This window comes from Bacillus sp. FSL W8-0102, from assembly GCF_038007225.1.
GTDB lineage: Bacteria > Bacillota > Bacilli > Bacillales > DSM-4216 > Bacillus_O > Bacillus_O smithii.
Genome location: NZ_JBBOWT010000001.1, coordinates 1,143,105 through 1,169,004 on the forward strand (window position 1 = coordinate 1,143,105; position 25,900 = coordinate 1,169,004).

At 41.2% G+C, this 25,900-nt stretch carries 30 protein-coding genes; 28 read left to right on the plus strand and 2 right to left on the minus strand.

The features are described from left to right. The first annotated feature begins 48 nt into the window (after positions 1 to 48). From recD2 to N1I87_RS05605, 18 genes are all read left to right on the plus strand, one after another. A complete protein-coding gene (gene recD2 / locus N1I87_RS05520) occupies positions 49 to 2,451 on the plus strand; it encodes an SF1B family DNA helicase RecD2 (RefSeq protein ID WP_341100935.1) in 2,403 nt (800 codons plus the stop codon). 41 nt (positions 2,452 to 2,492) lie between these two features. Then, positions 2,493 to 3,005 (plus strand): PRC-barrel domain-containing protein, encoded by a 513-nt coding sequence (locus tag N1I87_RS05525; RefSeq protein ID WP_003355464.1) that lies wholly within the window; start codon positions 2,493 to 2,495, stop codon positions 3,003 to 3,005. Next, positions 2,977 to 3,165, plus strand: a complete 189-nt coding sequence (locus tag N1I87_RS05530) for a hypothetical protein (protein ID WP_003355463.1) — start codon at positions 2,977 to 2,979, stop codon at positions 3,163 to 3,165. Before N1I87_RS05525 ends, N1I87_RS05530 begins: the two co-directional genes overlap by 29 nt. Positions 3,166 to 3,180: 15 nt before the next feature. Further along, a complete protein-coding gene (locus tag N1I87_RS05535; protein WP_003355462.1) occupies positions 3,181 to 3,312 on the plus strand; it encodes a YrzQ family protein in 132 nt (43 codons plus the stop codon). A gap of 218 nt (positions 3,313 to 3,530) precedes the next feature. Then, positions 3,531 to 4,601, plus strand: coding sequence for an AI-2E family transporter (locus tag N1I87_RS05540; RefSeq protein WP_340395892.1), 1,071 nt, complete (start codon positions 3,531 to 3,533; stop codon positions 4,599 to 4,601). A 510-nt stretch (positions 4,602 to 5,111) separates the two neighbouring features. Then, the gene (gene alaS, locus N1I87_RS05545; RefSeq protein ID WP_341100938.1) at positions 5,112 to 7,754 is read left to right on the plus strand and encodes an alanine--tRNA ligase; all 2,643 of its coding nucleotides are present in this window, start codon (positions 5,112 to 5,114) and stop codon (positions 7,752 to 7,754) included. Positions 7,755 to 7,816: 62 nt separating this feature from the next. Then, the gene (locus N1I87_RS05550; RefSeq protein ID WP_003355459.1) at positions 7,817 to 8,080 is read left to right on the plus strand and encodes an IreB family regulatory phosphoprotein; all 264 of its coding nucleotides are present in this window, start codon (positions 7,817 to 7,819) and stop codon (positions 8,078 to 8,080) included. Positions 8,081 to 8,084: 4 nt separating this feature from the next. Further along, a complete protein-coding gene (gene ruvX, locus N1I87_RS05555; protein WP_003355457.1) occupies positions 8,085 to 8,501 on the plus strand; it encodes a Holliday junction resolvase RuvX in 417 nt (138 codons plus the stop codon). Positions 8,502 to 8,550: 49 nt separating this feature from the next. Continuing rightward, positions 8,551 to 8,859, plus strand: coding sequence for a DUF1292 domain-containing protein (locus N1I87_RS05560; RefSeq protein ID WP_003355456.1), 309 nt, complete (start codon positions 8,551 to 8,553; stop codon positions 8,857 to 8,859). A gap of 122 nt (positions 8,860 to 8,981) precedes the next feature. Beyond that, positions 8,982 to 10,091: an endolytic transglycosylase MltG gene (gene mltG / locus N1I87_RS05565; protein WP_341100939.1), complete on the plus strand. Its 1,110-nt coding sequence runs from the start codon at positions 8,982 to 8,984 to the stop codon at positions 10,089 to 10,091. A gap of 210 nt (positions 10,092 to 10,301) precedes the next feature. Continuing rightward, the gene (locus N1I87_RS05570) at positions 10,302 to 10,955 is read left to right on the plus strand and encodes an O-methyltransferase (RefSeq protein ID WP_327796938.1); all 654 of its coding nucleotides are present in this window, start codon (positions 10,302 to 10,304) and stop codon (positions 10,953 to 10,955) included. Then, positions 10,945 to 11,877 carry a peptidase U32 family protein gene (locus N1I87_RS05575; protein ID WP_341100941.1) on the plus strand — a complete coding sequence of 311 codons (933 nt, stop codon included), beginning with the start codon at positions 10,945 to 10,947 and terminating at the stop codon, positions 11,875 to 11,877. The genes N1I87_RS05570 and N1I87_RS05575 overlap by 11 nt, the downstream gene beginning before the upstream one ends. 99 nt (positions 11,878 to 11,976) lie before the next feature. Continuing rightward, complete coding sequence (locus tag N1I87_RS05580) at positions 11,977 to 13,254, plus strand: peptidase U32 family protein (protein ID WP_003355450.1); 1,278 nt, start codon at positions 11,977 to 11,979, stop codon at positions 13,252 to 13,254. A 4-nt stretch (positions 13,255 to 13,258) separates the two neighbouring features. Further along, positions 13,259 to 13,894: a uridine kinase gene (gene udk, locus N1I87_RS05585; RefSeq protein ID WP_003355449.1), complete on the plus strand. Its 636-nt coding sequence runs from the start codon at positions 13,259 to 13,261 to the stop codon at positions 13,892 to 13,894. Between the two features lie 111 nt (positions 13,895 to 14,005). After that, positions 14,006 to 14,482 carry a transcription elongation factor GreA gene (gene greA, locus N1I87_RS05590; RefSeq protein ID WP_003355448.1) on the plus strand — a complete coding sequence of 159 codons (477 nt, stop codon included), beginning with the start codon at positions 14,006 to 14,008 and terminating at the stop codon, positions 14,480 to 14,482. 399 nt (positions 14,483 to 14,881) lie between these two features. After that, positions 14,882 to 15,511, plus strand: a complete 630-nt coding sequence (locus N1I87_RS05595; protein WP_003355446.1) for a YrrS family protein — start codon at positions 14,882 to 14,884, stop codon at positions 15,509 to 15,511. A gap of 26 nt (positions 15,512 to 15,537) precedes the next feature. Further along, positions 15,538 to 16,233, plus strand: coding sequence for a 5'-methylthioadenosine/S-adenosylhomocysteine nucleosidase (gene mtnN / locus N1I87_RS05600; protein ID WP_341100944.1), 696 nt, complete (start codon positions 15,538 to 15,540; stop codon positions 16,231 to 16,233). Between the two features lie 269 nt (positions 16,234 to 16,502). Continuing rightward, entirely contained in the window at positions 16,503 to 16,745 is a 243-nt protein-coding gene (locus N1I87_RS05605; RefSeq protein ID WP_048623727.1) for a YrhC family protein, read from the plus strand. A 268-nt stretch (positions 16,746 to 17,013) separates the two neighbouring features. Here N1I87_RS05605 and sigK read toward each other — a convergent pair whose 3' ends face one another. Further along, positions 17,014 to 17,736 (minus strand): RNA polymerase sporulation sigma factor SigK, encoded by a 723-nt coding sequence (gene sigK, locus N1I87_RS05610; RefSeq protein ID WP_340395895.1) that lies wholly within the window; start codon positions 17,734 to 17,736, stop codon positions 17,014 to 17,016. Positions 17,737 to 18,603: 867 nt separating this feature from the next. Between sigK and N1I87_RS05615 the strand changes: the two genes are divergently transcribed. Further along, positions 18,604 to 19,743 (plus strand): IS110 family transposase, encoded by a 1,140-nt coding sequence (locus N1I87_RS05615; protein WP_341100946.1) that lies wholly within the window; start codon positions 18,604 to 18,606, stop codon positions 19,741 to 19,743. Between the two features lie 187 nt (positions 19,744 to 19,930). Here N1I87_RS05615 and N1I87_RS05620 read toward each other — a convergent pair whose 3' ends face one another. Beyond that, positions 19,931 to 20,071 carry a sporulation histidine kinase inhibitor Sda gene (locus N1I87_RS05620; protein ID WP_341100947.1) on the minus strand — a complete coding sequence of 47 codons (141 nt, stop codon included), beginning with the start codon at positions 20,069 to 20,071 and terminating at the stop codon, positions 19,931 to 19,933. A 195-nt stretch (positions 20,072 to 20,266) separates the two neighbouring features. Between N1I87_RS05620 and N1I87_RS05625 the strand changes: the two genes are divergently transcribed. The 9 genes from N1I87_RS05625 (at position 20,267) to N1I87_RS05665 (ending at position 25,805) form a co-directional block, all read left to right on the plus strand. Further along, complete coding sequence (locus N1I87_RS05625) at positions 20,267 to 20,662, plus strand: hypothetical protein (RefSeq protein WP_341100950.1); 396 nt, start codon at positions 20,267 to 20,269, stop codon at positions 20,660 to 20,662. A 146-nt stretch (positions 20,663 to 20,808) separates the two neighbouring features. Beyond that, entirely contained in the window at positions 20,809 to 21,330 is a 522-nt protein-coding gene (locus N1I87_RS05630; RefSeq protein ID WP_270583167.1) for a YqeG family HAD IIIA-type phosphatase, read from the plus strand. Then, the gene (yqeH, locus tag N1I87_RS05635; RefSeq protein ID WP_003355438.1) at positions 21,327 to 22,433 is read left to right on the plus strand and encodes a ribosome biogenesis GTPase YqeH; all 1,107 of its coding nucleotides are present in this window, start codon (positions 21,327 to 21,329) and stop codon (positions 22,431 to 22,433) included. Before N1I87_RS05630 ends, yqeH begins: the two co-directional genes overlap by 4 nt. An 11-nt stretch (positions 22,434 to 22,444) precedes the next feature. Further along, complete coding sequence (gene aroE / locus N1I87_RS05640; protein ID WP_341100953.1) at positions 22,445 to 23,293, plus strand: shikimate dehydrogenase; 849 nt, start codon at positions 22,445 to 22,447, stop codon at positions 23,291 to 23,293. After that, complete coding sequence (yhbY, locus tag N1I87_RS05645; RefSeq protein WP_003355436.1) at positions 23,280 to 23,573, plus strand: ribosome assembly RNA-binding protein YhbY; 294 nt, start codon at positions 23,280 to 23,282, stop codon at positions 23,571 to 23,573. Before aroE ends, yhbY begins: the two co-directional genes overlap by 14 nt. Further along, positions 23,570 to 24,142 carry a nicotinate-nucleotide adenylyltransferase gene (locus N1I87_RS05650; RefSeq protein ID WP_341100954.1) on the plus strand — a complete coding sequence of 191 codons (573 nt, stop codon included), beginning with the start codon at positions 23,570 to 23,572 and terminating at the stop codon, positions 24,140 to 24,142. Before yhbY ends, N1I87_RS05650 begins: the two co-directional genes overlap by 4 nt. Next, positions 24,132 to 24,707 carry a bis(5'-nucleosyl)-tetraphosphatase (symmetrical) YqeK gene (yqeK, locus tag N1I87_RS05655; protein WP_341100956.1) on the plus strand — a complete coding sequence of 192 codons (576 nt, stop codon included), beginning with the start codon at positions 24,132 to 24,134 and terminating at the stop codon, positions 24,705 to 24,707. The genes N1I87_RS05650 and yqeK overlap by 11 nt, the downstream gene beginning before the upstream one ends. After that, complete coding sequence (gene rsfS / locus N1I87_RS05660; RefSeq protein ID WP_003355432.1) at positions 24,700 to 25,056, plus strand: ribosome silencing factor; 357 nt, start codon at positions 24,700 to 24,702, stop codon at positions 25,054 to 25,056. Before yqeK ends, rsfS begins: the two co-directional genes overlap by 8 nt. After that, positions 25,053 to 25,805 (plus strand): class I SAM-dependent DNA methyltransferase, encoded by a 753-nt coding sequence (locus N1I87_RS05665; protein ID WP_327823966.1) that lies wholly within the window; start codon positions 25,053 to 25,055, stop codon positions 25,803 to 25,805. Before rsfS ends, N1I87_RS05665 begins: the two co-directional genes overlap by 4 nt. Positions 25,806 to 25,900: the final 95 nt, after the last annotated feature.

A 25,900-nucleotide genomic window follows, 5' to 3' on the forward strand; every position in this document is an offset into this window, starting at 1 on the left:
ATCAAACATGAGCTGTGGGATTTGGAACCGAAGCAAGGAGGTTCAATGATGGAAGGGCAGCACAATATCAACCTGTTTGCAGAACAGGAAACATATGTGAAAGGCCGCCATATCGCGACCATCTTTCGCAATGAACAAAATCTTTATACCGTCATAAGGGTAAAAGTGGAAGAAACAAATGACCAATATGAAGAAAAAGAAGCGGTCATTACTGGTTATTTTCCGCAAGTACACGAACATGAAACATACACCTTTTATGGCTTTTTTCAAGAGCATCCAAAATTCGGAATTCAATTTCAATGCAAACATTTTCAAAAAGAAGTTCCTCAGACAAGGCAAGGAGTGATCAATTATTTATCGAGCGAATTGTTCAAGGGAATCGGGCGAAAAACGGCGGAAAGAATTGTCGATCATTTAGGCGAAGATGCCATTTCTAAAATATTGAAATCCCCTTCCGTGCTTGATGGTGTTCCGAATCTATCCTCAGAAAAAGCGAAAGCTCTTTACGATGTTTTAAAGGAAAATGAAGGGCTCGAACAAATCATGGTCGCCTTAAATCAATACGGATTCGGTCCGCAAATGTCCATGAAAATTTACCAGACCTATAAAGAACAAACGTTGGATATTATCCAAAAAAATCCTTATCAGCTTGTGGAGGACGTGGAAGGGATCGGATTTTCGCGCGCTGATGAATTAGGAAAACGGCTTGGAATGGATGAGACACACCCAGAACGTTTGAAAGCAGCCTGTTTGTATACGCTGGAATCGGAATGTCTGCAAGAAGGTCATGTCTATTTGGATCAAAAGGACTTGCTTTCAAAAGGAAAAGCTCTCTTGGATAAAAACAGCAGCACTCCAATCGCTGAGACTGACATATCCGAACAGCTTCATCAATTGAAAAAAGAGAAGAAGCTGATTGAAGAAGAGGACAGAATTTATATTCCGTCTCTCTATTTCGCTGAAAAAGGGATTGTTTCCAATATTCAGCGAATCTTAGCCCAAGATCAATACGAGGAACAATTTCCTGAATCAGAATTTTTATTAGCCTTGGGAAAATTAGAAGAAAGAATTGGCGTACAGTATGCTTCCTCTCAGAAAAAAGCGATCCAAACGGCTTTATTATCGCCGATGCTGCTGCTGACGGGCGGCCCCGGAACGGGAAAAACCACAGTAATCAAAGGAATTGTCGAATTATACGCAGAGCTGCACGGTCTATCTTTGGATCCGAAAGATTATAGTAAAGACGACCCTTTTCCGATCGTCTTAGGAGCGCCTACGGGAAGAGCTGCAAAAAGGATGGCGGAATCAACGGGCCTGCCGGCAGCAACGATCCACCGATTGCTTGGCTGGAACGGGCAAGCCGGAATCGATTTTGAACAAGACCGGACCATTAACGGAAAATTAGTGATCATTGATGAAATGTCCATGGTGGATACATGGCTGGCCTATCAATTTTTTAATGCGCTGCCGGAGGAAGTTCAAGTCGTGCTGGTAGGGGACGAAGATCAGCTGCCATCTGTCGGCCCGGGACAAGTGTTAAAAGACTTGCTGGACTCGAAAACGATACCGACTGTACAGCTTACAGATATTTATCGGCAAGAAAACGGATCTTCCATCATTGAATTAGCTCATGAAATCAAAAAGGGAAAACTGCCTGCTGACCTAGCTGTTCAAAAAAAAGATCGCTCGTTTATTAAATGTTCCACACAACAAATTGCCAGCGTTGTTGAGCAAGTGGTGGAAAATGCTCGCAAAAAAGGATTTACGGCAAAAGATATTCAAGTTTTGGCTCCGATGTATAAAGGGCCTGCCGGGATTGACCGTTTAAATAAAATGCTGCAGGAAATTTTAAATCCAAATCATGATCAATCTCGAAAAGAATTGGCTTTCGGGGATACAGTCTACCGTATTGGAGATAAAGTGCTTCAGCTTGTCAACAAACCGGAAAAAAATGTATTTAACGGCGATATCGGTGAGGTCATTTCCATTTTTTACGCGAAAGAAAACACGGAAAAACAAGACATGGTCCTTGTTTCTTTTGAAGGAAATGAAGTCACCTATACACGCCAAGAATTGAATCAGATCACTCATGCTTATTGCTGTTCCATCCACAAATCACAAGGAAGCGAATTTCCTATCGTGATTTTGCCTGTTGTGAAAAGCTATTATCGCATGCTTCGAAAAAATTTATTATATACTGCCGTGACCAGAAGCAAAAAATTTTTAATTTTATGCGGCGAAGAAGAAGCGTTTCGTTGGGGCGTTGAACGTAACGATAGTTTGTTGAGAAAAACAACTCTTTGCCAAAAACTGTCAGAAGTGTTGGCTAATAAAGATGCTGACAGCAAGGAAGAAAATTCCATTTCCTATCCGATGAGTGAAGAAGAGTGGATGCAAATCAATCCTATGATAGGAATGGAAAACGTTACCCCTTATGATTTTATGGAGTAAGTCCCACAATAATAAATAGTTCGGGAAAGGTGGGACACTTTTTGCGAACATTTTCTTCCTTAAACAGGCTGCCTGTTTTCGATGTCTGTACAGGCAGCCGCCTTGGGGAGGTTTGCGATCTTTGTATATCGGAAAAAGGCGAGGTAAAGTCGCTGTTAGTTAAGACGGTCTCCCTTTTTTCTGTGAAAAAGCAGCTGCCGATTGATTCGGTAGAATGCTTTGGGGTCGACTGCATCATGACGAAAAAGGAACGGTTGATTCCATTTTGTTCAGATAAAATTTTTACGTTTTTTCATAAACAATCGATCGAAGGAACGCCTTTTTTTGATAAAAATGGAGAAATCCTTGGCCGGTTGAAAGATGTATATTTTCTGGAAAATTTGGGCATGATCGTAGGGTATGAGTTGACGGATGGTTTCTTTTCGGATCTATTGGAAGGCAGCAAAATAATCCGCACGAATACACCCCCTGCGATCGGAAAAGATGCCGTTATCGTCACGCCAGAACGTGTGCGAGGTGGCTTTCATGCTTATTTGTCCAAATTGCCAGAGTAAAGATATCGGCAAAATAGGGATCAACCAATACTATTGCTGGAATTGTTTTATTGAGTTAACCGTATCCAATCAAATGATTTACACTCATCAAGTGGAGGAAGATGGTTCTTTAACCTCTTTGGACGATTTGTTCGATGAGAAACAACGACGACTAAGCTGAAGGAGTGTTTGTTTCATGAACAAAGCCATGATTTCATTGCTGGGATTTGGAGCCGGTGTGGCTGCTTCTGCTTGGGCCGGCCGTTCCTCCATGCTTAATCAACGGCAAATACGGAAACTCAGAAAACAGGTGAGAAAATTATTTTAGCGAGAAAAGAGATGCAGTCCGCTGCATCTCTTTCTCTTTCCATCTTCCTTGAACATTCAGTCTGAAGCCCTCAAAACTTCAAGTCACGATTTGAAACCAACCAATCTTGGTTGAAAAGTACAGCAGGCTGGATGATTTAGGAAAAAGATTCTTCGAATAAAGTCAGCATCCCACTCGCAACCTAATAGTAGATGGTTTGCTATGTTGGGGATGAGATGATGGATCCTAAAAGATACATAAAATGGATGTACCAATTGGGTTTTTTATTATTGGTCTTTGTGACACTTTATTTGCTTGTTCTCTTAAAACCGGTATGGTTGCCTTTTTTAAAAGTCATCTTCACCGGGCTTTTTCCATTTTTCTTAGGGGCTTTTATTACCTATTTGCTTCATCCGTGGGTGGAGAAACTTTATCAAGCGGGCCTGCCTCGCGGACTGTCTATTTTCCTGATTTATCTCCTCTTTTTCGGGGGAGTGGGTTATTCCATTTACAAAGGTATTCCTGTCATTATCGAGCAGCTGAACGAGTTGTCTGAGAACGCTCCCGTGTTAGTATCTCAATATCAACATTGGATGTTTCATCTCGAAAGAAAAACTTCCACTTGGCCGGATGGCCTTCAAGATCAGATTCAAGCGAGAATTCATGCTTTTGAAACTTGGCTTACCAATCTTTTGGCTTTGTTTATCGGTTGGTTGACGAAAATGCTGAATTTTCTTTTGCTGTTTGCCGTTGTTCCATTTGTTTCTTTTTATTTGTTAAAAGATTTTCATGATGTTAAAAAGGTGATTTGGTATTTAACGCCGAAAAAGTGGCGGAGAAAAGGGCTTTATTTTCTGAAAGATTTGGATGAATCGCTTGGAGGGTATATAAGAGGACAGATTCTAGTCTGTGTGCTGCTCGGAACGGTTGCTGCTTTCCTTTTTTGGATGATTCATATGAAATATCCTGTATTGCTTGGAATCATTATAGCTGTTACCGACATCATTCCTTATTTTGGGCCTATTATCGGTGCGGTGCCGGCCGTTATCATTGCGGTGGCCATTTCAAATAAAATGGCCGTCTACGTGATCATCATCATTTTGGTTCTGCAGTTTTTAGAAGGAAATGTATTGTCCCCGTTTATTGTCGGCAAAAGCTTAAACATGCACCCTTTATTTATCATGGCTGCCCTTATCATCGGCGGAGAAGTCGGAGGAATTGCCGGATTAATTTTCGCCGTGCCGTTTCTGGCCGTTGTAAAAGTGGCAATGGTGCATGCAAAAACGCATTTATGGAAGCCCCATAAATAACATTGACAAATATTGAATAACTTTCTATAATGCGACATAGACAAGTGAAACCAAATTGTATGAACAAATTAACGAATTACCAAGATTGATCGATAAGGCCATTTCCTTTAAAAACAATTTCAAATGGGTATAAAACAAAGAAGGATCGAGTATGTTATAGACCATCTGAGTGTAATGTGATTACACGGAAGAGAGGAATTTCCCCGGGCTGAAAGAAATTCCAGATGAAGGATAACAGAAGGCTAATCCGGAGTGCAGGCAAAAACTGCCGTAGTACGCCGCGTTAAGGCGCCAAAGAGATGGATTGTGTGAATCGATGGATCCATAATCAGGGTGGTACCGCGAAGACCCCTTCGTCCTTGTCCGGGAAGGAGGGCTTTTTTTATTTTAGAGCGCCACAATTGGTCAGTTAGCCGGACTCTTTTCATGCGTTTTGCTTGCAAAACGATTTTATCCATAACTCTAGTTTTTCATTGTACATACAGAATTGTTTATGTAGGAGGTTATAGCATGAAAAAATTAACTGGCGCCCAAATACGCCAAATGTTTTTGGACTTTTTTAAAGAAAAAGGCCATCAAATTGAACCGAGCGCATCACTCATTCCAAATAATGATCCATCTTTGTTGTGGATCAACAGCGGTGTGGCCACTTTAAAAAAATATTTCGATGGCAGGGTGGTACCGGAAAATCCGCGAATTACAAATGCTCAAAAATCTATTCGCACTAATGACATTGAAAATGTGGGGAAAACGGCTCGCCACCATACGTTTTTCGAAATGCTTGGAAACTTTTCTATTGGAGATTATTTCAAAGAAGAAGCCATTGCATGGGCATGGGAATTTTTGACCGATCCAAAATGGATGGGTTTCGAGAAAGAAAAGCTTTCCGTTACCATCCATCCCGAAGATCAGGAAGCCTTTGAAATTTGGAACAAGAAAATTGGGATTCCAGAGGAGAGGATTATTCGTTTAGAAGGCAACTTCTGGGATATAGGCGAAGGGCCAAGCGGTCCCAACTCGGAAATTTTTTATGACCGCGGTCCGCAATATGGAGACGACCCTAATGATCCTGAACTGTATCCTGGCGGTGAAAACGACCGCTACCTGGAAATATGGAATTTAGTATTTTCCCAATTCAATCATAATCCGGATGGCACTTATACACCGCTTCCAAAGAAAAATATTGATACCGGTATGGGTCTTGAGCGAATGGCTTCCGTTGTTCAAGAAGCGGAAACGAACTTCGATACCGATTTGTTTTTGCCCATTATAAGAGCTACTGAAAAAATTTCAGGAGAAACTTACGGAAAAGATCCGGAAAAAGATGTTGCATTTAAAGTGATTGCCGATCACATTCGTACGGTCACTTTTGCCATTGGAGACGGGGCATTGCCTTCCAACGAAGGAAGAGGCTATGTTCTTAGACGATTGCTGCGCAGAGCTGTTCGCTATGCGAAAAAGATCCATATAAATCGTCCTTTCATGTATGAACTTGTCCCAGTTGTGGGAAACATTATGATTGATTACTATCCGGAAGTAAACGATAAAGCTGCCTTTATTCAAAAAGTCGTGAAAAATGAAGAAGAACGATTCCATGAAACACTGCATGAAGGTCTTTCTATTCTCGAATCGGTGATCCGTAAGGCAAAAGTACAAAATCACAAAACGATTAGCGGCGAAGATGCCTTCCGCCTATATGATACTTACGGATTCCCGGTGGAGTTAACGGAAGAGTATGCAGAAGAAGAAGGCTTGAAAATCGACTATGAAGGATTTGAAAAAGAAATGGAACGTCAGCGGGAACGAGCCCGTTCAGCACGTCAAGACGTCGATTCCATGCAAACTCAGAACGTTCTTCTGCAATCCATTACAACGAAAAGCGAATTTATCGGATATGATCAGCTGGAAACAGACGCAGTGGTAGAAGTGATTTTGAAAAACGGAGAAATAGTTTCAAAAGCCAGTGCAGGCGACACCGTCCAATTCATCCTCAATCGGACTCCTTTTTATGCAGAAAGCGGCGGTCAAATCGCAGATAAAGGAGTACTTGTAGCTGATCATGTGAAGGTCACCATTCAAGATGTACAAAAAGCGCCAAATGGACAGCACCTTCATAACGCCGTCATTGATGAAGGGATTCTCGAACAAGGACAATTGGTTCACGCGCAAGTTGATAAAACGGCCCGTGCAAACGTAACTCGAAACCATACAGCTACTCACCTTTTGCATCAGGCGTTGAAAGATGTACTTGGAAATCACGTTAACCAAGCAGGTTCGCTGGTAGAACCTGAACGGCTGCGTTTTGACTTCTCCCATTTCGGTCAAGTGAGTCCAGAAGAATTGGAAAAAGTTGAAGCGATTGTGAACGAAAAAATTTGGAAAAGCCTTCCGGTCGGAATTGAATATAAAGGACTGGAGGAAGCAAAAGCACAAGGTGCGATGGCTTTATTCGGCGAAAAGTACGGAGATATTGTCCGCGTTGTCTCCATCGGAGATTACAGCTTGGAGCTGTGCGGTGGCTGCCATGTGCCGAACACGTCAGTTATCGGGTTGTTTAAAATTGTTTCCGAGACGGGGATCGGTGCTGGAACCCGCCGGATTGAAGCTGTCACAGGTGAAGGAGCATACCAGCTGTTAAACAGCCAAGTAGCGTTATTAAAAGAAGCGTCTGAAAAATTAAAGACGCATCCAAAAGACATTTTGACGAAAATTGACAGTATTCAAGCAGAAATGAAAGAATTGCAGCGTGAAAATGAATCACTTGCTGCAAAATTGTCCAATATAGAAGCGGGCAGTCTTATCAATCAAGTGAAACAAGTTGATGGAATCAATGTGCTGTCGGCGAAAGTCGATGCGTCGGATATGAATCAATTGCGAAGCATGGCAGATGAATTAAAGCAAAAATTGCCGTCAGGAATCATCGTTTTAGGTTCCGTTCAAAAAGAAAAAGTGAATTTTATCGCTGGCGTGACGAAAGACCTTGTGGCGAAAGGATTCCATGCAGGAAAACTTGTAAAAGAAGTGGCCGCTGTTTGCGGCGGGGGCGGAGGAGGCCGCCCGGATATGGCTCAGGCCGGCGGGAAACATCCGGAAAAAACGGAAGAAGCGCTCGCTTTTGTCGAAGAGTGGGTGAAATCCGTTTCCATTGAATAAAAGATAGTGTACAATATGGGTAAATGGACTGAAGGCGTGAAGCCGAAACGAGGTGCGAGGGAATGAGCTCTTTTGATCAGACAATGAAATTCCATTTTTCAGATGAGCCTTTTGATCATGACGTGAAAGAAATTCTTTTCCAAGTTTATGACGCTCTTCAAGAAAAGGGATACAATCCCATTAATCAAATTGTTGGCTATTTGCTTTCAGGAGACCCAGCTTATATTCCCCGGCATAAAGATGCCAGGAACTTGATTCGAAAATTGGAACGGGACGAAATTATTGAAGAATTGGTGAAGACGTATTTGAAGCAGCGAGAGGAATAATCATATGAGAACTATGGGGTTAGACGTGGGCTCCAAAACAGTCGGCGTTGCGATAAGCGACGAATTAGGCTGGACAGCCCAAGGGATTGAAACCATCAAGGTGGATGAAGAGAAAGGCGATCTAGGTTTCGACCGTTTAAAAGAACTAATCGAAGATTATCAAGTCGATAAGATTGTGGTCGGGTTGCCCAAAAACATGAATAACACGATCGGCCCGAGAGGAGAAGCTTCTCAAGCGTATGCGAAAAAACTGGAAAAAGAGTTTTCTCTTCCCGTTGTGCTCTGGGATGAAAGGCTGAGTACGATGGCTGCCGAAAGAGTTCTGTTAGAGGCGGATGTGAGCCGCAAAAAAAGAAAAAAAGTCATTGATAAAATGGCTGCTGTCATGATTCTACAAGGTTATTTGGATAGTTTGAAATAGCTGTTAGAAAACAATGCGGCTGCCGTTCAATAAATAATGAGGTGAAAAGATGGAACACGGAGATCAACATATTACTGTAGTAGATGAAGAAGGAAATGAGATTTTATGTGAAGTGCTTTTTACATTTGATTCCGAGCAATTTGACAAATCTTATGTGCTCTATTATCCGGCGGAAACAACCGATGATGAAGAAATTGAAATTTTTGCCGCTTCTTTTCATCCCAGCGAAGGAAATTCCGGTGATCTCGAACCGGTAGAAACCGAAGAAGAATGGGATCTTATTGAAGAAATGCTGAATACGTTTCTCGATCAAGAAGAAGAGCACGAACATAATCATGAACACGAACACGAAAAATAATCATTGGAGAATTTTTCAGGCCGTTCTAAAATTTAGAACGGCCCTTTTCCACGTTCTGTAGTATAATGATGGATGGAAAAAATGATCGATTGATCCCGTTTTATGTCGGAAGGGGAAAGAGAATGTCGAAGTTTCATTGGGATTTAACTGACTATAGAAGAAAAAAAAGAAAAAGAAACTTTTTTTTATCACTATTTGCTGTCATTGTTGCCTTGGCAGCAGTGGTCTTTTTCTATATCTACCAGTCGCTGCAGCCAGTAGATAAGGGAAATCGCACACCGGTCAAAGTGACTATCCCCCAAGGGTCAAGCGCCGCAAAAATCGGAAAAATCCTAGAAAAAAAAGGTATTATCCGCAATCAACAAGCCTTTAAATATTACATACAATGGAAGGGAAAAACAGGATTCCAAGCTGGAACCTATTATTTTGCGCCCTCCATGTCTCTTGATGATATCATACGTGATTTGCAGAAGGGAAATTCTTATGAATTTGCCAAAATCGTATTCACGATACCAGAGGGACGTCAATTGCGCGAAATTGCCAAAACGATTAGCAAACATTCGCCTTATGATTACAATACCGTCTGGAATCGTTTAAACGACCGTGCTTTTATTCAGCAATTGATCAAAAAATATCCGGATTTGCTGACAAAGGAAATTTTGAATCCAAAAGTAAAATATCCATTAGAAGGGTATCTGTACCCGGCTGTTTACGCTTATTATGATCCGAAAACTCCGCTGGATACGATCATTGAAGATATGATCGCCAAAACAGATCGCGTCCTATCTCAATATCAAAAAGCCATGAAGGTCAAACATTTGACCCCTCATCAATTGCTTACAATGGCTTCTCTTATTGAAGAAGAAGCGACAAAGAAAGCGGATAGACGTAAAATCTCCAGCGTTTTCTATAACCGGCTGGCCAAAAAAATGCCGCTGCAAACAGATCCGACTGTGCTTTATGCACTCAACAAGCATAAAAGTCGTGTCGTATATAAAGACTTAAAAGTGAATTCGCCATACAATACGTATAAATATAAAGGATTGCCCCCTGGTCCCATCTCAAATTCCGGAATATCTTCTTTAGAAGCAGCTTTAAATCCGGAACAAACGGATTACCTGTATTTTCTTGCGGCGCCTAGCGGGGATGTTTATTATGCTAAAACGTTGGAAGAACACAATCGATTAAAACAAAAATTTATTACCAATTACTACGATGCTGAAAAGAAATAAGAGCTATTAGCATTTATGATAAAAGTATGGTAAACTAGACAAAGTTAAACTTCCGCCAATTGTACTCCTCGGCATCAACGGTCGGGGGGGGAAAAAGGCTTTTTAGAAGACGAAATGAAAGACGAGTGGAAAGCTTTCGGGCTTTCTGCTTTTTCTTGTCAATCGATTTTCGCTTCTTTTCAATTCATTTAGCAGGAATGGGGAAGAAAGATGGAAGAAAAGATAGCACAATACTGGCAGTCGCTCCTTCCTGAAAAACCGCTTTTCATTCAGGAGATGGAACAATTGGCGAAAGAAGAACATGTTCCTATTATGGAATCGGCCGGCATCGAAACGATGCTGCAATTTATGAGAATCCAAAAGCCTAAAAAAATTCTCGAAATCGGCACGGCGATTGGATATTCAGCGATTCGAATCGCACAAGCCATCAGCGGGTCTGAAATTGTCACGATTGAACGTGATGAAAGCCGCTACAATCAAGCGATTCAATTTATTCGTCGGGCAGGTTTAGAGAACCGCATTTCCGTGATTTTGGGCGATGCATTGGAAGTGGCAGCGGAAGCAGGCGAGATGGGGCCTTATGATGCCATTTTTATCGATGCGGCAAAAGGTCAGTATCAAAAGTTCTTTGAAATGTACACACCGTATTTAGCGGAAAACGGTGTTGTGTATACTGATAATGTGCTCTTTAAAGGACATGTAGCTGAAACGGATATAGCAAAGAAGCGAATTCGCCAATTAGCATCCAAAATCCGTCAATATAATCAATGGTTGGTGAATCATTCGTCCTTTTCGACGATGATCATTCCTGTTGGCGACGGGCTGGCAATCAGTATTTATCGAGGTGAAAAAGATGGCAAATAAACCAGAGTTACTTGTTACTCCTACCAGTGTTCAAGATATTTTGCCTTTGTGCGATGCTGGAGCAGATGCATTTATGATAGGGGAGCAGCGATATGGGCTCAGACTGGCCGGCGAATTTTCTCGCGATGACGTGAAAAAAGCAGTTGAACTTGCACATTCGCGAGGGAAAAAAGTATATGTGGCAATGAATGCTATCTTTCATAATGAAAAAGTCGAAGAATTAAAAGATTATATTCAGTTTTTAAAGGACGTAAAATGCGATGCGATCGTTTTTGGCGATCCTGCGGTGTTGATGACAATCCGGGAAATAGCACCAAATATGAAATTGCATTGGAGTACGGAGACTACTGGAACCAATTGGTATACTTGCAATTACTGGGGGCGCCTTGGATCAAAGCGTGCCGTTTTGGCCCGTGAATTAAGCATGGATGCCGTCATTGAAACAAAAGAACATGCCGAAGTGGAGATCGAAGTTCAAATACATGGTATGACTTGCATGTTCCAATCGAAGCGTGCTTTGCTTGAGAATTACTTTGAATATCAAGGAAAAATGTTGGAAATAAAGAATAAAAACCAAGACAAAAATATGTACCTTTATGATAAAGAACGGGACAATAAATACCCGATTTTTGAAGATGAAAACGGTACTCATATTATGAGTCCAAACGATGTTTGCATGATCGATGAACTCACCGAAATGGTAGAAGCAGGAATCGATAGCTTCAAAATCGACGGCGTACTAAAAGAACCGGACTATATCATCGAGGTGACAAAACTGTATCGCAAAGCAATCGATTTATGTGCAGAAGATCCGGATGCCTATGAAGAAGTGAAAGATCAGTTATATGAACAAATAGTGGCCATCCAGCCGAAGCATCGTCCATTGGATACGGGCTTTTTCTTTAAGGAAACGGTTTATTAATTAGGGATTGTAGGAAATGCCAAGTTGAATACAGCCCAATGGAGATTGAGTGGAGCGGATGTTTAAGTCTTTGTCTATATTTTAAAAGGAGGCATCGGAATGTCTACGATATTGAAAGATAACATTTCACAAATTGTTGACGGAAAACGAGTGATCGTCAAAAAACCAGAGTTGCTGGCGCCTGCCGGCAATTTGGAAAAGTTGAAAATTGCTGTCCATTACGGCGCCGATGCTGTCTTTCTCGGAGGGCAGGAATATGGATTGCGCTCCAATGCCGATAACTTTACCCTTGAAGAAATAAAAGAAGGGGTGGAATTTGCGAAGAAATACGGCGCTAAAATTTATGTCACAACCAATATTTATGCTCATAACGAAAATATGGACGGACTAGAAGAGTATTTAAAAGCTTTGGAAGATGCAGGGGTAGCTGGAATTATCGTCGCTGATCCGTTAATCATTGACGCGGCTGGACGCGTTGCTCCTAAACTGGAACGACATTTGAGCACGCAGCAGTCTTTAACGAATTGGAAAGCTGCCCAATTTTGGAAGGAGCAAGGACTCGAGCGTGTTGTGCTTGCGCGTGAAACAAGCGCGGAGGAAATTAAAGAAATCAAACAAAAAGTCGATATTGAAATTGAAGCGTTCATCCATGGCGCTATGTGCATCGCTTATTCAGGAAGATGCGTTTTAAGTAATTATATGACAGCACGCGATTCCAACCGTGGAGGATGCTGCCAGTCCTGCCGTTGGGATTACGACCTCTATCAATTAAACGGAGACAAGGAAAAGCCTTTATTTACTGAAAAAGATGCTCCGTTTGCGATGAGTGCCAAAGATTTGAAATTAGTCGAATCGATTCCGAAAATGATTGAACTCGGGATTGATAGTTTGAAAATAGAAGGCCGAATGAAGTCCATTCATTATATTGCGACTGTTGTCAGTGTATATCGGCAAGTGATTGATTCTTACTGCGCGGACCCGGATCATTTTACGATGAAACAAGAATGGCTGGATGAACTTGAAAAATGTGCCAATCGTGAAACGGCTCCTGCCTTTTTTGAAGGGGGAGTACCGGGTTATGAAGAACAATTATTTGGCACACACAGCAAAAAAACAGCTTTCGATTTCGCGGGGCTGGTATTGGCTTACAATCCGGATACCCAAATGGTGACATTGCAGCAACGCAACCATTTCCGTCCGGGAGACGAAGTGGAATTTTTCGGCCCTGAAATCGAAAATTTCACCCAAACCATTGGAACGATTTGGGATGAGGAAGGAAACGAAATCGACGCTGCGCGCCATCCTTTGCAGATTGTACGATTTAAGGTGGATCGCCCGCTTTATCCATACAACATGATGCGAAAGGAGACAAAATAGCTAGATGGATAAAAAGCCAGTGATCATCGGGGTTTCCGGCGGTTCCGGCTCCGGAAAAACGAGCGTTACAAAAGCAATATATAATAATTTTAAAGGACACTCCATTTTGGTATTGGAGCAAGATTCCTATTATAAAGACCAAAGTGATGTGCCTTTTGAAGAACGATTAAAAACGAATTACGACCACCCTTTGGCTTTTGACAATGACCTATTGATTGAGCACTTAAAAAAATTGCTTAATTATGAACCGATCGAGAAACCGGTTTACGATTATACCATCCATACTCGATCTAACGAAACGATCCGTGTAGAACCGAAAAATGTCATTATATTAGAAGGCATATTAGTACTGGAAGATGAAAGGCTTCGCAATTTAATGGATATTAAGCTCTTTGTGGATACCGATCCAGACTTGCGCTTCATAAGACGCTTGACACGAGACATAAAAGAGCGCGGTCGAACTTTAGAATCCGTAGTCGAACAATATATTCAAGTGGTTCGTCCAATGCATAATCAATTTATCGAACCAACGAAACGGTATGCGGATATTATTATTCCGGAGGGCGGTCAGAACCATGTAGCCATCGATTTAATGGTTACTAAAATTCAAACGATTCTTGAACAAAAATCAATTTTGTAATAACATGTTTAAAAAAATACAAAAAAATACAATAGATATGAATAGAAAAGCGAAACATTGCTAGTTGTTTTTTCAATTAGAGATGGACAGCTTAAAAAGGAGTGAAGGGACATGTCTACGGAGAAAGAATATCCAATGACACGGGAAGGAAAATTAAAACTGGAACAAGAACTTGAATACTTAAAAACGGTGAAACGGAAAGAGGTAGTTGAAAGAATTAAAATTGCCCGCAGTTTTGGTGACCTTTCCGAAAACTCAGAGTATGATTCTGCAAAGGAAGAGCAAGCATTTGTTGAAGGACGGATTAACACGATTGAAACGATGATCCGCAATGCGAAAATTATTGAAGATGATGAATACAATCCGGATACAGTAACGCTTGGAAAAACGGTTACCTTTGTGGAACTTCCAGAAGGAGAAGAAGAAAGCTATACCATTGTAGGAAGTGCAGAAGCTGATCCTTTTGAAGGCAGAATTTCCAATGATTCACCTATAGCGAAAAGCTTATTGGGCTGCAAAGTAGGCGATGAAGTGACCGTGCAAACACCGGGCGGGGAAATGTCTGTAAGAATTGTTGCAGTAAAATAAGAAAAAGGAGGGCTGAATGCGAAAGCGTTCAGCCTTTTATGCATGAAGCTCAAGTTGAATTCTCCCTTGTTTTGTTGCTTTTTGCGTTTCGGCTCATAAAACAATATGGAAGATCTCGGCTATTTACATAATCTTTTTTAAAAATTGGATCATCATAGTAGAATAATGTACAAGAGCGACTTCGAATTTGGTTAAAAACGAATAGAAAGTCACTTTTCAACGGACGGGATATATGGTACATTTCATCATGTTGCAAGGGATGGTTTCTTGCACATCCGTCAGTGTGTACCAATGGAGATCAAGAATGGGAAGGGGTAGTTAGCCCTAGAGGAAGTTTCACTTTATCAGCAAACATGATAGAATGATGAATAATCCCCTAAGAGAGGAGAAGGTTTTTCCATGAATGATCAATATCCGTCTCGTTCAGAGAAGCGATTGAAACGAAAGAAAACGAATCGCATTTTAAATACGGCGATTGTTGTGGTTATTATTTTAATTATTCTAGTAGCTTTTTCTATTTTTTCCGGCGGAAATGATGATGAAACATCGAAAAAAACAAGCGATGAGCCGAAAACTTCCCAGCATGAAACAGCGAGCGTGAATAATAAGGACAAGCAGGAATCTAAACAGGAAAAGCATACGAAGAAGGAGAAAAAAGAGAAGAAAAAGGAAGAGAAAAAAGAAAAAGTGATTGTTGAACAAGGCGGCGGTCCCAATGTCGAGGAGACGATCAAGGATCCCAACTGGGAGCCGGTCGCCACTCAGCAAAGCGGAGAACATGTGTCTTCTTTTGATACGAATTCCGTCGACTGGAAAGAAAAGGTGAAGGCGCTTTCTTATGCTACCGGCATTCCCGAAGACAGCATGACTGTATGGTTTATAAGCGGCCAAGGACCCGATAAGGCCATTGGAACGGTTTCTCCGAAAGGCCGTAAAGATGATGCGTATCGGGTATATATAGAATGGGTAGACGGGAAAGGATGGAAGCCTGTTCAGGTGGAAAAATTGATGCATAACGATAAAGGCTAACCCAAGTTGGAATAGGAGGAAAAAGGGTGAAAATCGCAATCATTGGCGCCATGGAAGAAGAAGTGGCGATTTTACGCAATCAAATCGAATCTAGCAGTACTGACACAATAGCGAACAGCGAATATACATCCGGCAGGCTAAAAGGGGCAGATGTCGTCTTGCTTAAATCGGGCATCGGAAAAGTGAACGCCGCTATGTCAACAGCTGTGTTGCTTTATCACTATCAGCCGGATGTGGTGATTAATACCGGTTCTGCAGGAGGATTGAACCCTGAATTGCAAGTAGGAGATATTGTGATCTCAACAGAAGTACGCCATCATGATGTTGATGCCACCGTATTTGGATATGAATATGGACAGGTGCCGCAGATGCCTGCCGCGTATTTGGCGGATAAACGTTTAATTGAAACGGCAGCTCGATCTGCAGAAACATTGACTGGGGTTCAAGTTGTCAAAGGGCTGATCACGACGGGAGATTCTTTTATGAGCGATCCGGATCGCGTCGAATCGATCCGTCATAAATGGAATGATTTGCAGGCAGTTGAAATGGAAGCTGCAGCTATTGCACAAGTATGCTATCAATTTGGTACACCTTTTGTCATCATTCGTTCTCTTTCCGATATTGTCGGCAAGGAGTCGAATATCAGTTTTGATCAGTATTTAGAAAAAGCGGCTCGAAATTCCGCTGAACTAGTGGTTAAAATGGTAGAATCTTTAAAATAGATGGCTACTATCATTATATTTAAGATGATTTTCCAGACCTGTATTTAAGTTACTAATTCATGATCACTTCCTCTGTGCTAAAGTAGAAGAAAGGGTTTGAACCCATCTTTTAGAACGGCCTTCAAAGACACGAATCCGGCTGCGCCGCTATTTCTCGAATGTGCCTTAAAGCTGTTTTTGGTTCATGTTTTTTATGGAAGTGAAGACAACTGGGGACAATCAAGATTAACGGTTGTACGTTCAAACTTTAGTATGGGGGTATAGGTCGAGTGGAAAATCAATGCAAAAAAATAAAAGAGAAAATAGTAGATTTCAAAAGGTTTGGATGTACTTTGACGGCGCTAAGTGTTTTTCTTTATTTAGGTGTGGTTTTGCCGGTTGAAGGGAAAACAGAGATCCAAACCAATATGCTGATGGCAGGCACAGTGGTTTTGATCATAGGGTCTGCTCTTTTTTTCTATAAAGCTCAAAAATATCATGTTCAATTGACTGAGTACGAAGAAGATGACTGAAGAAATTGAAGAGAACGGATATTGTGCAGGTATTTTCGCTGTTTTCAATATATGTAATACCATCCATCTTTTTACAAAAAATGATATGATATTTGTGGCACTCTTAGTGTAAGATGTAAGAAGGGGTGGTTCGATGGCATTAATGATTCTTGGATTGCTTCTTGCGACGACTATCGGTATCGTGATTGCGCTCGAGGTTGGAGCCGAATAGTGCTTAAAAAGGAAGAGCCGAGATACCTTTAAGGTGTCCTGGCTCTTCCTTTTTATCTTAGTCAGGCTCCATCTTTTTCTTTTCTTTTTCTTCTCGATAAAACTCATGAAACATTTTCATAAGTGCGCGCTTTTCAATTCGAGAAACATAGCTGCGTGAAATGCCGAGTTCTTTGGCAATTTCCCGTTGTGTTTTTTCTTCCTGCATATTCAATCCAAACCTGCCGATGATCACTTCTTTTTCTCTTTCATCAAGTATCCGTAAATATTTCATTACTTTTTCCAGTTCCATGTTTAATTGAATTGTATCAATCACATCTTCAGATTCGGATTTTAAAATGTCAATGAGCGATATTTCGTTTCCTTCTTTATCTTGCCCGATTGGATCGTGAAGAGAAACATCTTTTTTCGTCTTTTTTAATGCTCTTAAATGCATTAAAATCTCATTTTCTATACAGCGGGCTGCATATGTGGCCAGCTTTGTTCCTTTTCCTTCTGAATAACTTTCAATTGCTTTAATGAGCCCTATGGTCCCGATAGAAATCAAATCTTCCGGGTCTTCCCCTGTATTTTCGAACTTCTTGACAATGTGGGCGACAAGGCGCAAATTGTGCTCGATTAATAAATTTCGTGCTTCTTCGTCGCCTTCTGCCATCCGTTTTAAATAGATTTTTTCTTCATTTGGGGACAGAGGCTGGGGAAACGCGTTGTTTTTTACATAGGAGACGAGAAAGAGAAGTTCTTTAAAAAAATACGAAAAGGCTGAAAATACTCCAAACATAACATCCCCCCTCAAAAGGTGTGCCTATTCTCTATTCATATGCACATGGGGGAACATCATTGCACGTCCTGTTTTTTCTCCATCCGATTTAATGAAATTCCTCAGCAGATTGGATGTTCATCCATCCGGGACGGTGCATTCGTTTCTAGCGCCGGAAAAATCGTCGAAGTCTAAACAATCGGATAAAATATTTTCGGAAAACGTTAGCGAAAGTGCACTTGATTGGTCACAGACATTTTTTTTTGAGACTTACGCGTTCAATGAAAGCGATAGCCATTATGTTAAGACGAGAGGGAGAAATAGCACCTTTAAGGAAGAAGAAATCATGAGAGCGGCGGCAGATGCTGTTTGCGCTGTTCATGACTGGTACACGGCATTCTTCCTTTTCCTCCACAATCTGGACAATGTACTTTGAAAATATAGAATTTCGGAATGGTTCCTTTTCCGTTGCACGTTTGGCAAATTTGAATCACCTTCATCTTTTGAGACCTTCTTTCTTCTTTTTCTACTTATTTTATTCATCATCCCTTTCGGCAAGGTGTTATTCATGATTCAGCTCATAAATGGCCATTTTTGATTGTTTTCAATAAAATACACTTAGAGTTTTAGAAACAAAACATTCATGATCGTCTCTCTCCCAACCCGTGCATGAAAATAGTTCCTTCCCGTCCATATTGGTAAAGACACAAACAGTTCATAATACGTGGCTTTTTTTGGTGGTTCGACCCTGAACACAAAACTGTTTGAGTGAATTTGGTGTTCAACCCTTTGTTAGCTCTTTCCAAATGGAAGGATGACTACGTACAGAAAAATGCTTATTTTCAAATTCACTCACTGTTTGTGATCCTATCTTTATGGAGTGATTGGATGGAAGTATTTATTGAAAGATGTGCAGGATTGGATGTTCATTCAGAAACCATAGTGGCTTGTGTTCTGATTGGTTCAAAGGATGATGAACTAATTAAGGAAACAGAAACCTTTCCGACTTTGACCAAAGATTTATTCCTGTTGTTAAAATGGCTCGAAGACCATGATGTGACCCACATTGCGATGGAAAGTACGGGAGTCTACTGGAAACCCGTGTTCAATATCTTAGAGGACTTCTTCGATATAACCCTGGCGAACGCCCAGAGGATTAAAAACGTACCTGGAAGGAAGACGGATGTTTCTGACGCTGAATGGATTGCAAAATTATTGCGCCATGGATTAATTGAAAAGAGTTTTGTCCCTCCGGTAGATATTCGGGAGCTGCGTGATTTAACAAGGCTGAGAAAGAAATGGATTGGCCACGTAACTTCTGAGAAGAACAGGATTCAGAAAGTATTGGAAGCCTCAAATGTTAAATTAAGTACGGTCATTTCAGATGTGTTTGGGGTTTCAGGAAGAAAGCTGCTCAATCGCCTCATCGAAAAAGGATATGTAGATGTAAAGGATGTTGAAGAAAGAATTCATGGGAAAATGGCTTCGAAAAAGCAGCAGATTGCGGATTCCTTATTTGGAACAATAAACGAGCATCAGCTTTTTCTGATTCGTCAGTCCTGGCAGCACATTGAATATTTGGAATCCCTCATCACCGAAATTGAACAAAGAATTGATGTTTTATTACAGAAATATCAGGAAGAACTTCAATTACTTCTAACGATACCCGGCATTAAGAAAGACACAGCAGCCGTCATTATCGCCGAAATGGGTGTAGATATGAGTCAGTTTCCAACATCACAACATTTAGCATCATGGGCGGGAGTGTGTCCAGGGAACAAAGAAAGTGCAGGAAAACGGTATAGTACAAGGACGGTAAAAGGGAATCCACCTATCAAATCCGCCATGTGCGAGGCGGCTTGGGCAGTGTCAAGATGCCGAAACAGATGGTTAGCAGCAAAATATTGGTCATTGGCAGCACGAAGAGGAAAGAAAAAAGCACTCGTTGCCACATCGCATCGAATGCTTCGGATCATTTACTCCATGCTTATCAACAAGGAGGCTTTTAAAGAAAAGCAAATTAACTAGTATAACCAAAGTCAAAAAGATTTATACAAAGTTACCTACCACAGGTAGCTCTGCTTTCTTATTGACTTTTTTCGGTCTTTGTTTAGGTTTGCCTGCTTCCGCCCGTAATATACGAGGAAACCTAGGAAATTATTTTCACAGAAAAAAAAGCCCGGTGTTTTGGCACGGGCAGAAAAAAAGAATTGGATTAAGAGGAACCCTTTACGTTACGATTCAAAGCTCGACGATCCATTTCCGTTTCAATGAGGCGAATAAAATCAGGACTTAACTTGAGTTCAATTGCCTTATAATAGGTTTCAATTAAAAGCTCATCTGATAAAAGTTGCATTCATCTTTCACCTCCAATGAAACGTTCTACTTGTGAACCGTTCTGCATATCATGGTAGGTTATTCAAGTTGTATCTTTACTTTAGCAGATTTTTCTAAATAGAACAAGCGTTCTATTGTCCACATCGATAAGTGGATAAGCTGTGGTTAACCTGTTCATAAAAGAAATAATGGGTTATTTTACTGGAAGGAAAATGTGAATAAAGTTATCCACAATGGGGGATGCAGGGAATTTGTCGAAAAGTTTTTCCGACGAAACGGTCATATTTTATTGAAAATCAAAGTCTCTTTTCATCTTCAATCATGTATGAAATGGAAAAAGCAAGCCGTTCGGCAAAATTCGATCTTCCTTATAAAGAATCAAGTTTCAATGGTCGGTTGGCATTTTAAAACTCTATCTTCGGACCTTCTTTTTTGGAAGCAGGCGGAGTGTCGGCTTGGCGCTTACATGATAATGAAAAAGACGATTTTTGCATTGTCTAAGTTAAATTTTACAGTGATGATTGCGAAGTGGGCGAGACTCCTGCGGGAAAGCTCGCGGATCGCCCGCAGAAAGCAAGTGAATTTTGCGATCATCAACAATCCTCGATAAAAAAGGGGTCCCCAGGTCATTTTACTGCCTTTTGGGACAGCTTCGACCGAGTTGGCACAGATAATAGATACGAATTTATTTTGAAACTATGAAGAAATTTATGTATGATAATATCGACATCTACATCATAATTGAGGTGCACTTAATTGATTAAAGCATTTTTGCCGAATGAACAAGTCAAAAGCATTTTCGATATTGATCCAGCTGCCTTGAAAAAAAGAGGTATAAAGGGGATTATTACCGATCTGGACAATACGTTGGTAGAATGGAATCGACCGAGCGCGACTCCTGAGCTTGAAGAGTGGTTTAATAGAATGAAAAAACACGGTATTCAAGTGACCATCGTTTCGAATAATAATGAAGATCGTGTAAAAGCATTCGCTGAACCGTTGAATATACCTTTTATTCATAAAGCAAGAAAGCCGATGGGCAAGGCTTTTCGCAAAGCGCTGAAAAGGATGAATATAAGCAAAGAGGAAACCGTTGTGATTGGAGACCAGCTTCTGACAGACATTTTAGGCGGAAACCGCGGCGGATTTTATACCATTTTAGTCGTGCCGGTTGCTCAAACAGACGGATTTTGGACGAGAATCAATAGAACGATTGAAAGAAGAATTATGAATGTGTGTAAAAAGAAAGGGTTAATACAATGGGAGGATGAAAGGTGAGCGAACAAGAAATTTATTGTACAGGATGCGGAGTGAAAATACAGACAGAAGATCCGGAAAAAGTAGGCTATACGCCACCTTCTGCATTGCAAAAAGAACAAGTGGTATGCCAACGATGCTTTCGCTTGAAACATTATAATGAAATTCAAGATGTTTCGTTGACGGATGATGATTTTTTGAAAATTTTACATACGCTTGGCGAGACTAAGAGTCTCATTGTAAAAATTGTGGACATCTTTGATTTCAATGGAAGTTGGCTGCCTGGTCTGCCTCGTTTTGTCGGAAATAATCCTGTTTTGCTGATCGGAAATAAAGAGGATTTGCTTCCGAAATCGTTGAAACGGGAACGATTAATAAACTGGATGAAAAAAGAAGCGGAGAAACTGGGGCTCAGACCTATTGATGTCATTTTGGTGAGCGCCTCTAAAGGACATTTTATAAGGGAAGCAATGGAAATGATCGAACACTACCGCGCGGGAAAAGATGTGTACGTGGTGGGATGCACCAACGTAGGAAAATCCACTTTTATCAACCGTATTTTGAAAGAAAGCGGTGAGTCGGGCGAACTGATCACCACATCCCATTTTCCCGGGACCACACTCGATAAGATCGAAATTCCCTTGGAGGACGGAAGTGCTTTAATTGACACGCCGGGGATTATAAACCACCATCAAATGGCGCATTTCGTAGATAAACGTGATTTGAAAATCATCATGCCCAAAAAAGAAATTAAACCGAAAGTATATCAGCTGAATGAAAAACAAACGTTGTTTTTCGGGGGTTTGTCCCGTCTTGATTATCTGAAGGGCGGTCGTCGCTCGCTTGTTTGCTACATGCCGAACGAACTGCAAATTCATCGTACAAAATTGGAAAAAGCCGACTCGTTATATGAAAAGCATGTCGGTGAAATGCTCGTTCCTCCAAGGGAAGAACAGCTGGATGATTTTCCGCCGCTTATCCGCCACGAATTCAAAATCACAGATGCCAAAACGGACATTGTCTTTTCAGGACTTGGTTGGGTAACGGTTCATGAACCGGGTGCAGTGGTAGCGGCTTACGTGCCAAAAGGAGTCAGTGTATTGATTCGAAAATCTTTAATATAATGGTGGGGAGAATGATGAAACTGTATGGAGTGATCGGCGATCCTATCGCTCATTCGATGTCGCCGGCCATGCATAACGATGCTTTTAGCAGGTTGGGAATACCGGCTTATTATCATCCTTTCCATGTCAAGCCAAATGATCTGAAAAAGGCTGTGGAAGGCATGAAAGCCATTGGTGTGGAAGGATTCAACGTAACAATACCGCATAAAACAGCGATTATTCCGCTATTGGATGAGCTTGATCCTCTGGCGGAAGCGATTGGAGCTGTGAATACTGTTGTTCGCAAAAACGATCGCTGGATCGGTTATAATACAGATGGCGATGGATTTGTCAGAGGATTGAAAGAAACACTGGGCAGAGATCTTCATCTTGATCATATTTTAATCATCGGTGCCGGGGGAGCGGCGAGAGCCATCTATTATACACTGGCATCTGAACATGTACGATTGATTGATATTGCGAATAGAACGATGGAAAAAGCGGCTCGTCTTGCTGAACAGTGCCCGTTTGAAACAAAAACAAACGTTCTTTCGATTTCCGAAGCTGAGCAAAGAATGGGAAACTATTCGATTGTCATTCAAACGACATCGATCGGGATGAGTCCAAAAACAGATGAAATGCCGTTGTCGCTTTCTTTGTTAAAGAAAGGAACATTTGTATCGGACATTATTTATAATCCACTTGAAACAAAATTTCTGGCGGAAGCCAAAAAACAGGGGGCTATCACCCAAAATGGAATCAAAATGTTTGTCTATCAAGGTGTGTCCGCCTTTGAAAAATGGACGGGCGTGGCTCCTGATGCAAACAGAATGGAGAAAATTGTGCTCGAACAACTAGGAGGGTATCATGTTAACAGGTAAACAAAAACGTTTTTTGCGATCGCAGGCTCATCATTTGAATCCGATTTTTCAAGTGGGAAAAGGCGGCGTGAATGAAAATATGGTGAAACAGATCAATGATGCGTTGGAGGCGCGTGAACTATTAAAAGTGAGCGTCTTGCAAAACTGCGAAGAGGATAAATCGGAAGTGGCCGAACAGTTGGTGAAGGGGACAAACGCAGAACTCGTGCAATTGATCGGTAATACCATTATTTTGTACAAAGAATCCTCTAATAACAAACAGATCGTTCTGCCAAAATGAAGAAAAGAGTAGGCATACTGGGCGGTACTTTTAATCCTCCCCATATCGGTCATTTGATTATTGCGAATGAAGTGCTTTGTGCACTTGGTCTGGATGAAGTTCGATTTATGCCGAATTATGAGCCGCCGCACAAACAAAAAATGGACAGCGTAAGTGTGGAAGATCGACTGGCCATGGTGTCGTTGGCGATTGCCGATCATCCAAAATTCACCATTGAAGAAATTGAACTTTTGAGGATGGGAAAATCGTACACGTACGATACGATGGTTCTATTGAAAGAAAGAGAGCCTGATACGGAATTTTACTTTATCATCGGCGGAGATATGATTGAATATTTGCCTAAATGGTATCGCATTGAAGAGTTGTGCAAGTTGGTCCAATTTGTTGGCGTTAAGCGCCCCAACTACAGCGTGGATACTCCTTATCCTGTTCTAATCGTGGACGTTCCTGAAATTCAGCTGTCATCTTCGTTGATTCGAAAAAAAATAGCCAAAAACGAAACAGTGAAATATTTAATGCCGGATAGTGTGATTGCCTATATAAAGGAGAATCGATTGTATGAACCGTGAGAAAGCGTTAAAGATTGTGAAAGAACAATTGACGGAACATCGCTTCCAGCACACATTGGGCGTCATGGAGACAGCCATCAAGCTGGCTTCGAAATACGGAGCGGATGAGAAGAAGGCGGAATTGGCGGCTATTTTTCACGATTATGCTAAATTCCGGCCTAAAGAAGAAATGAAACAAATTATCATTGAACAAGCAATGGACCCTAAGCTTCTGCAATTTAATGCTGAATTATGGCATGCACCGGTCGGAGCGTACTTAGTGAAAACAGAAGCAGGCATTGAAGACGAAGAAGTTTTGGATGCCATTCGCTACCATACGTCTGGCAGACCGGATATGACGGTGCTTGATAAAGTCATTTATTTAGCTGACTACATCGAACCGGGCAGACAGTTTCCGGGGGTGGATGAAGTACGGGAAATGGCGGAACGAAACTTAGATGAAGCCCTTATTCAGGCATTAAAAAATACCATCGTGTTTCTTTTGAAAAAAAACCAACCTGTTTTTCCCGATACGGTTGATACGTACAATCACCTAGTGAAAAAGTGGAGGGAAGTAAATGAGTAGTCATGATCTCTTGTTTACCGCCGTTAAGGCAGCGGATGATAAAAAAGCCGAAAATATCGTCGTTTTAAATATGAAGGGGATTTCCCTTATCGCTGATTATTTTGTCATTTGCCATGGCGGCTCAGATAAGCAAGTTCAGGCCATTGCCAGAGAAATAAAAGAAAAAGTAGAAGAAAAAGGCTTGTTTGTCAAGAGAATGGAAGGGTTCGATGAAGCACGTTGGATTCTTCTTGATCTTGGCGACGTCGTTGTCCATGTTTTCCACCGCGATGAGCGAAGTTACTACAACCTAGAGCGTTTGTGGGGAGATGCGCCGACGGTTGACGTTCAAAGTGAGATTCTAAAATGACGTACGAACGTTTTGCTCTTATATACGACGATTTGATGGAAGATGCTCCTTATGATGCCTGGATTGCATTTTTGGACAGGCATATGAAAAAACATGGGAACGGAGGGGCTCGTATACTGGACTTGGCATGCGGCACAGGAGAGTTAACGGTAAGGCTTGCAGAAAAAGGCTGGAAAACAACAGGCGTTGACTTGTCTGAGACCATGCTGATCGTTGCTCAACAAAAAATAAGCGAGCACGGCTTTCATGTTCCGCTGTTTCAGCAAGATATGCGAGAATTAGAAGGGTTAGGGCGGTTTGACGGAGTAGTGATGTTCTGCGATTCACTGAACTACTTATTAAAAGAGGAAGATGTCCTCCGTACGTTTGAAAGAATATATCAACATTTGGAAGACGAAGGGCTTTTTATGTTTGACGTCCATTCCTTATATAAGATGAACCATGTTTTTCTTCATCATACGTATGCTTTTAATGATGAGGATGCATCCTATATTTGGAATTGTTTTCCCGGTGAGCAGGAGAACAGCGTCGAACACGAACTAACTTTTTTCGTGCGGCAGCAAGAAAACGGCTTATATGAGCGTTTTGACGAATTTCATGTTCAACGTACTTTCCCGATTGCGGAATATCAAAAATGGCTGGAACAATGCGGTTTTCAAGTGCTTCAAATTAGTGCGGATTTTACGGATGATCCGCCACTAGAACAATCAGAACGAATTTTTTTCGTATGTAAAAAGCTAAGTTCGTAAACAATAGGCCAACCAACTATATGGAAAAGGGGCAGTCACTCAAAAAAGAGTGCGCCCCTTTTTTAAAAAAATTTTTGAAAGCGGAAGGATATTGA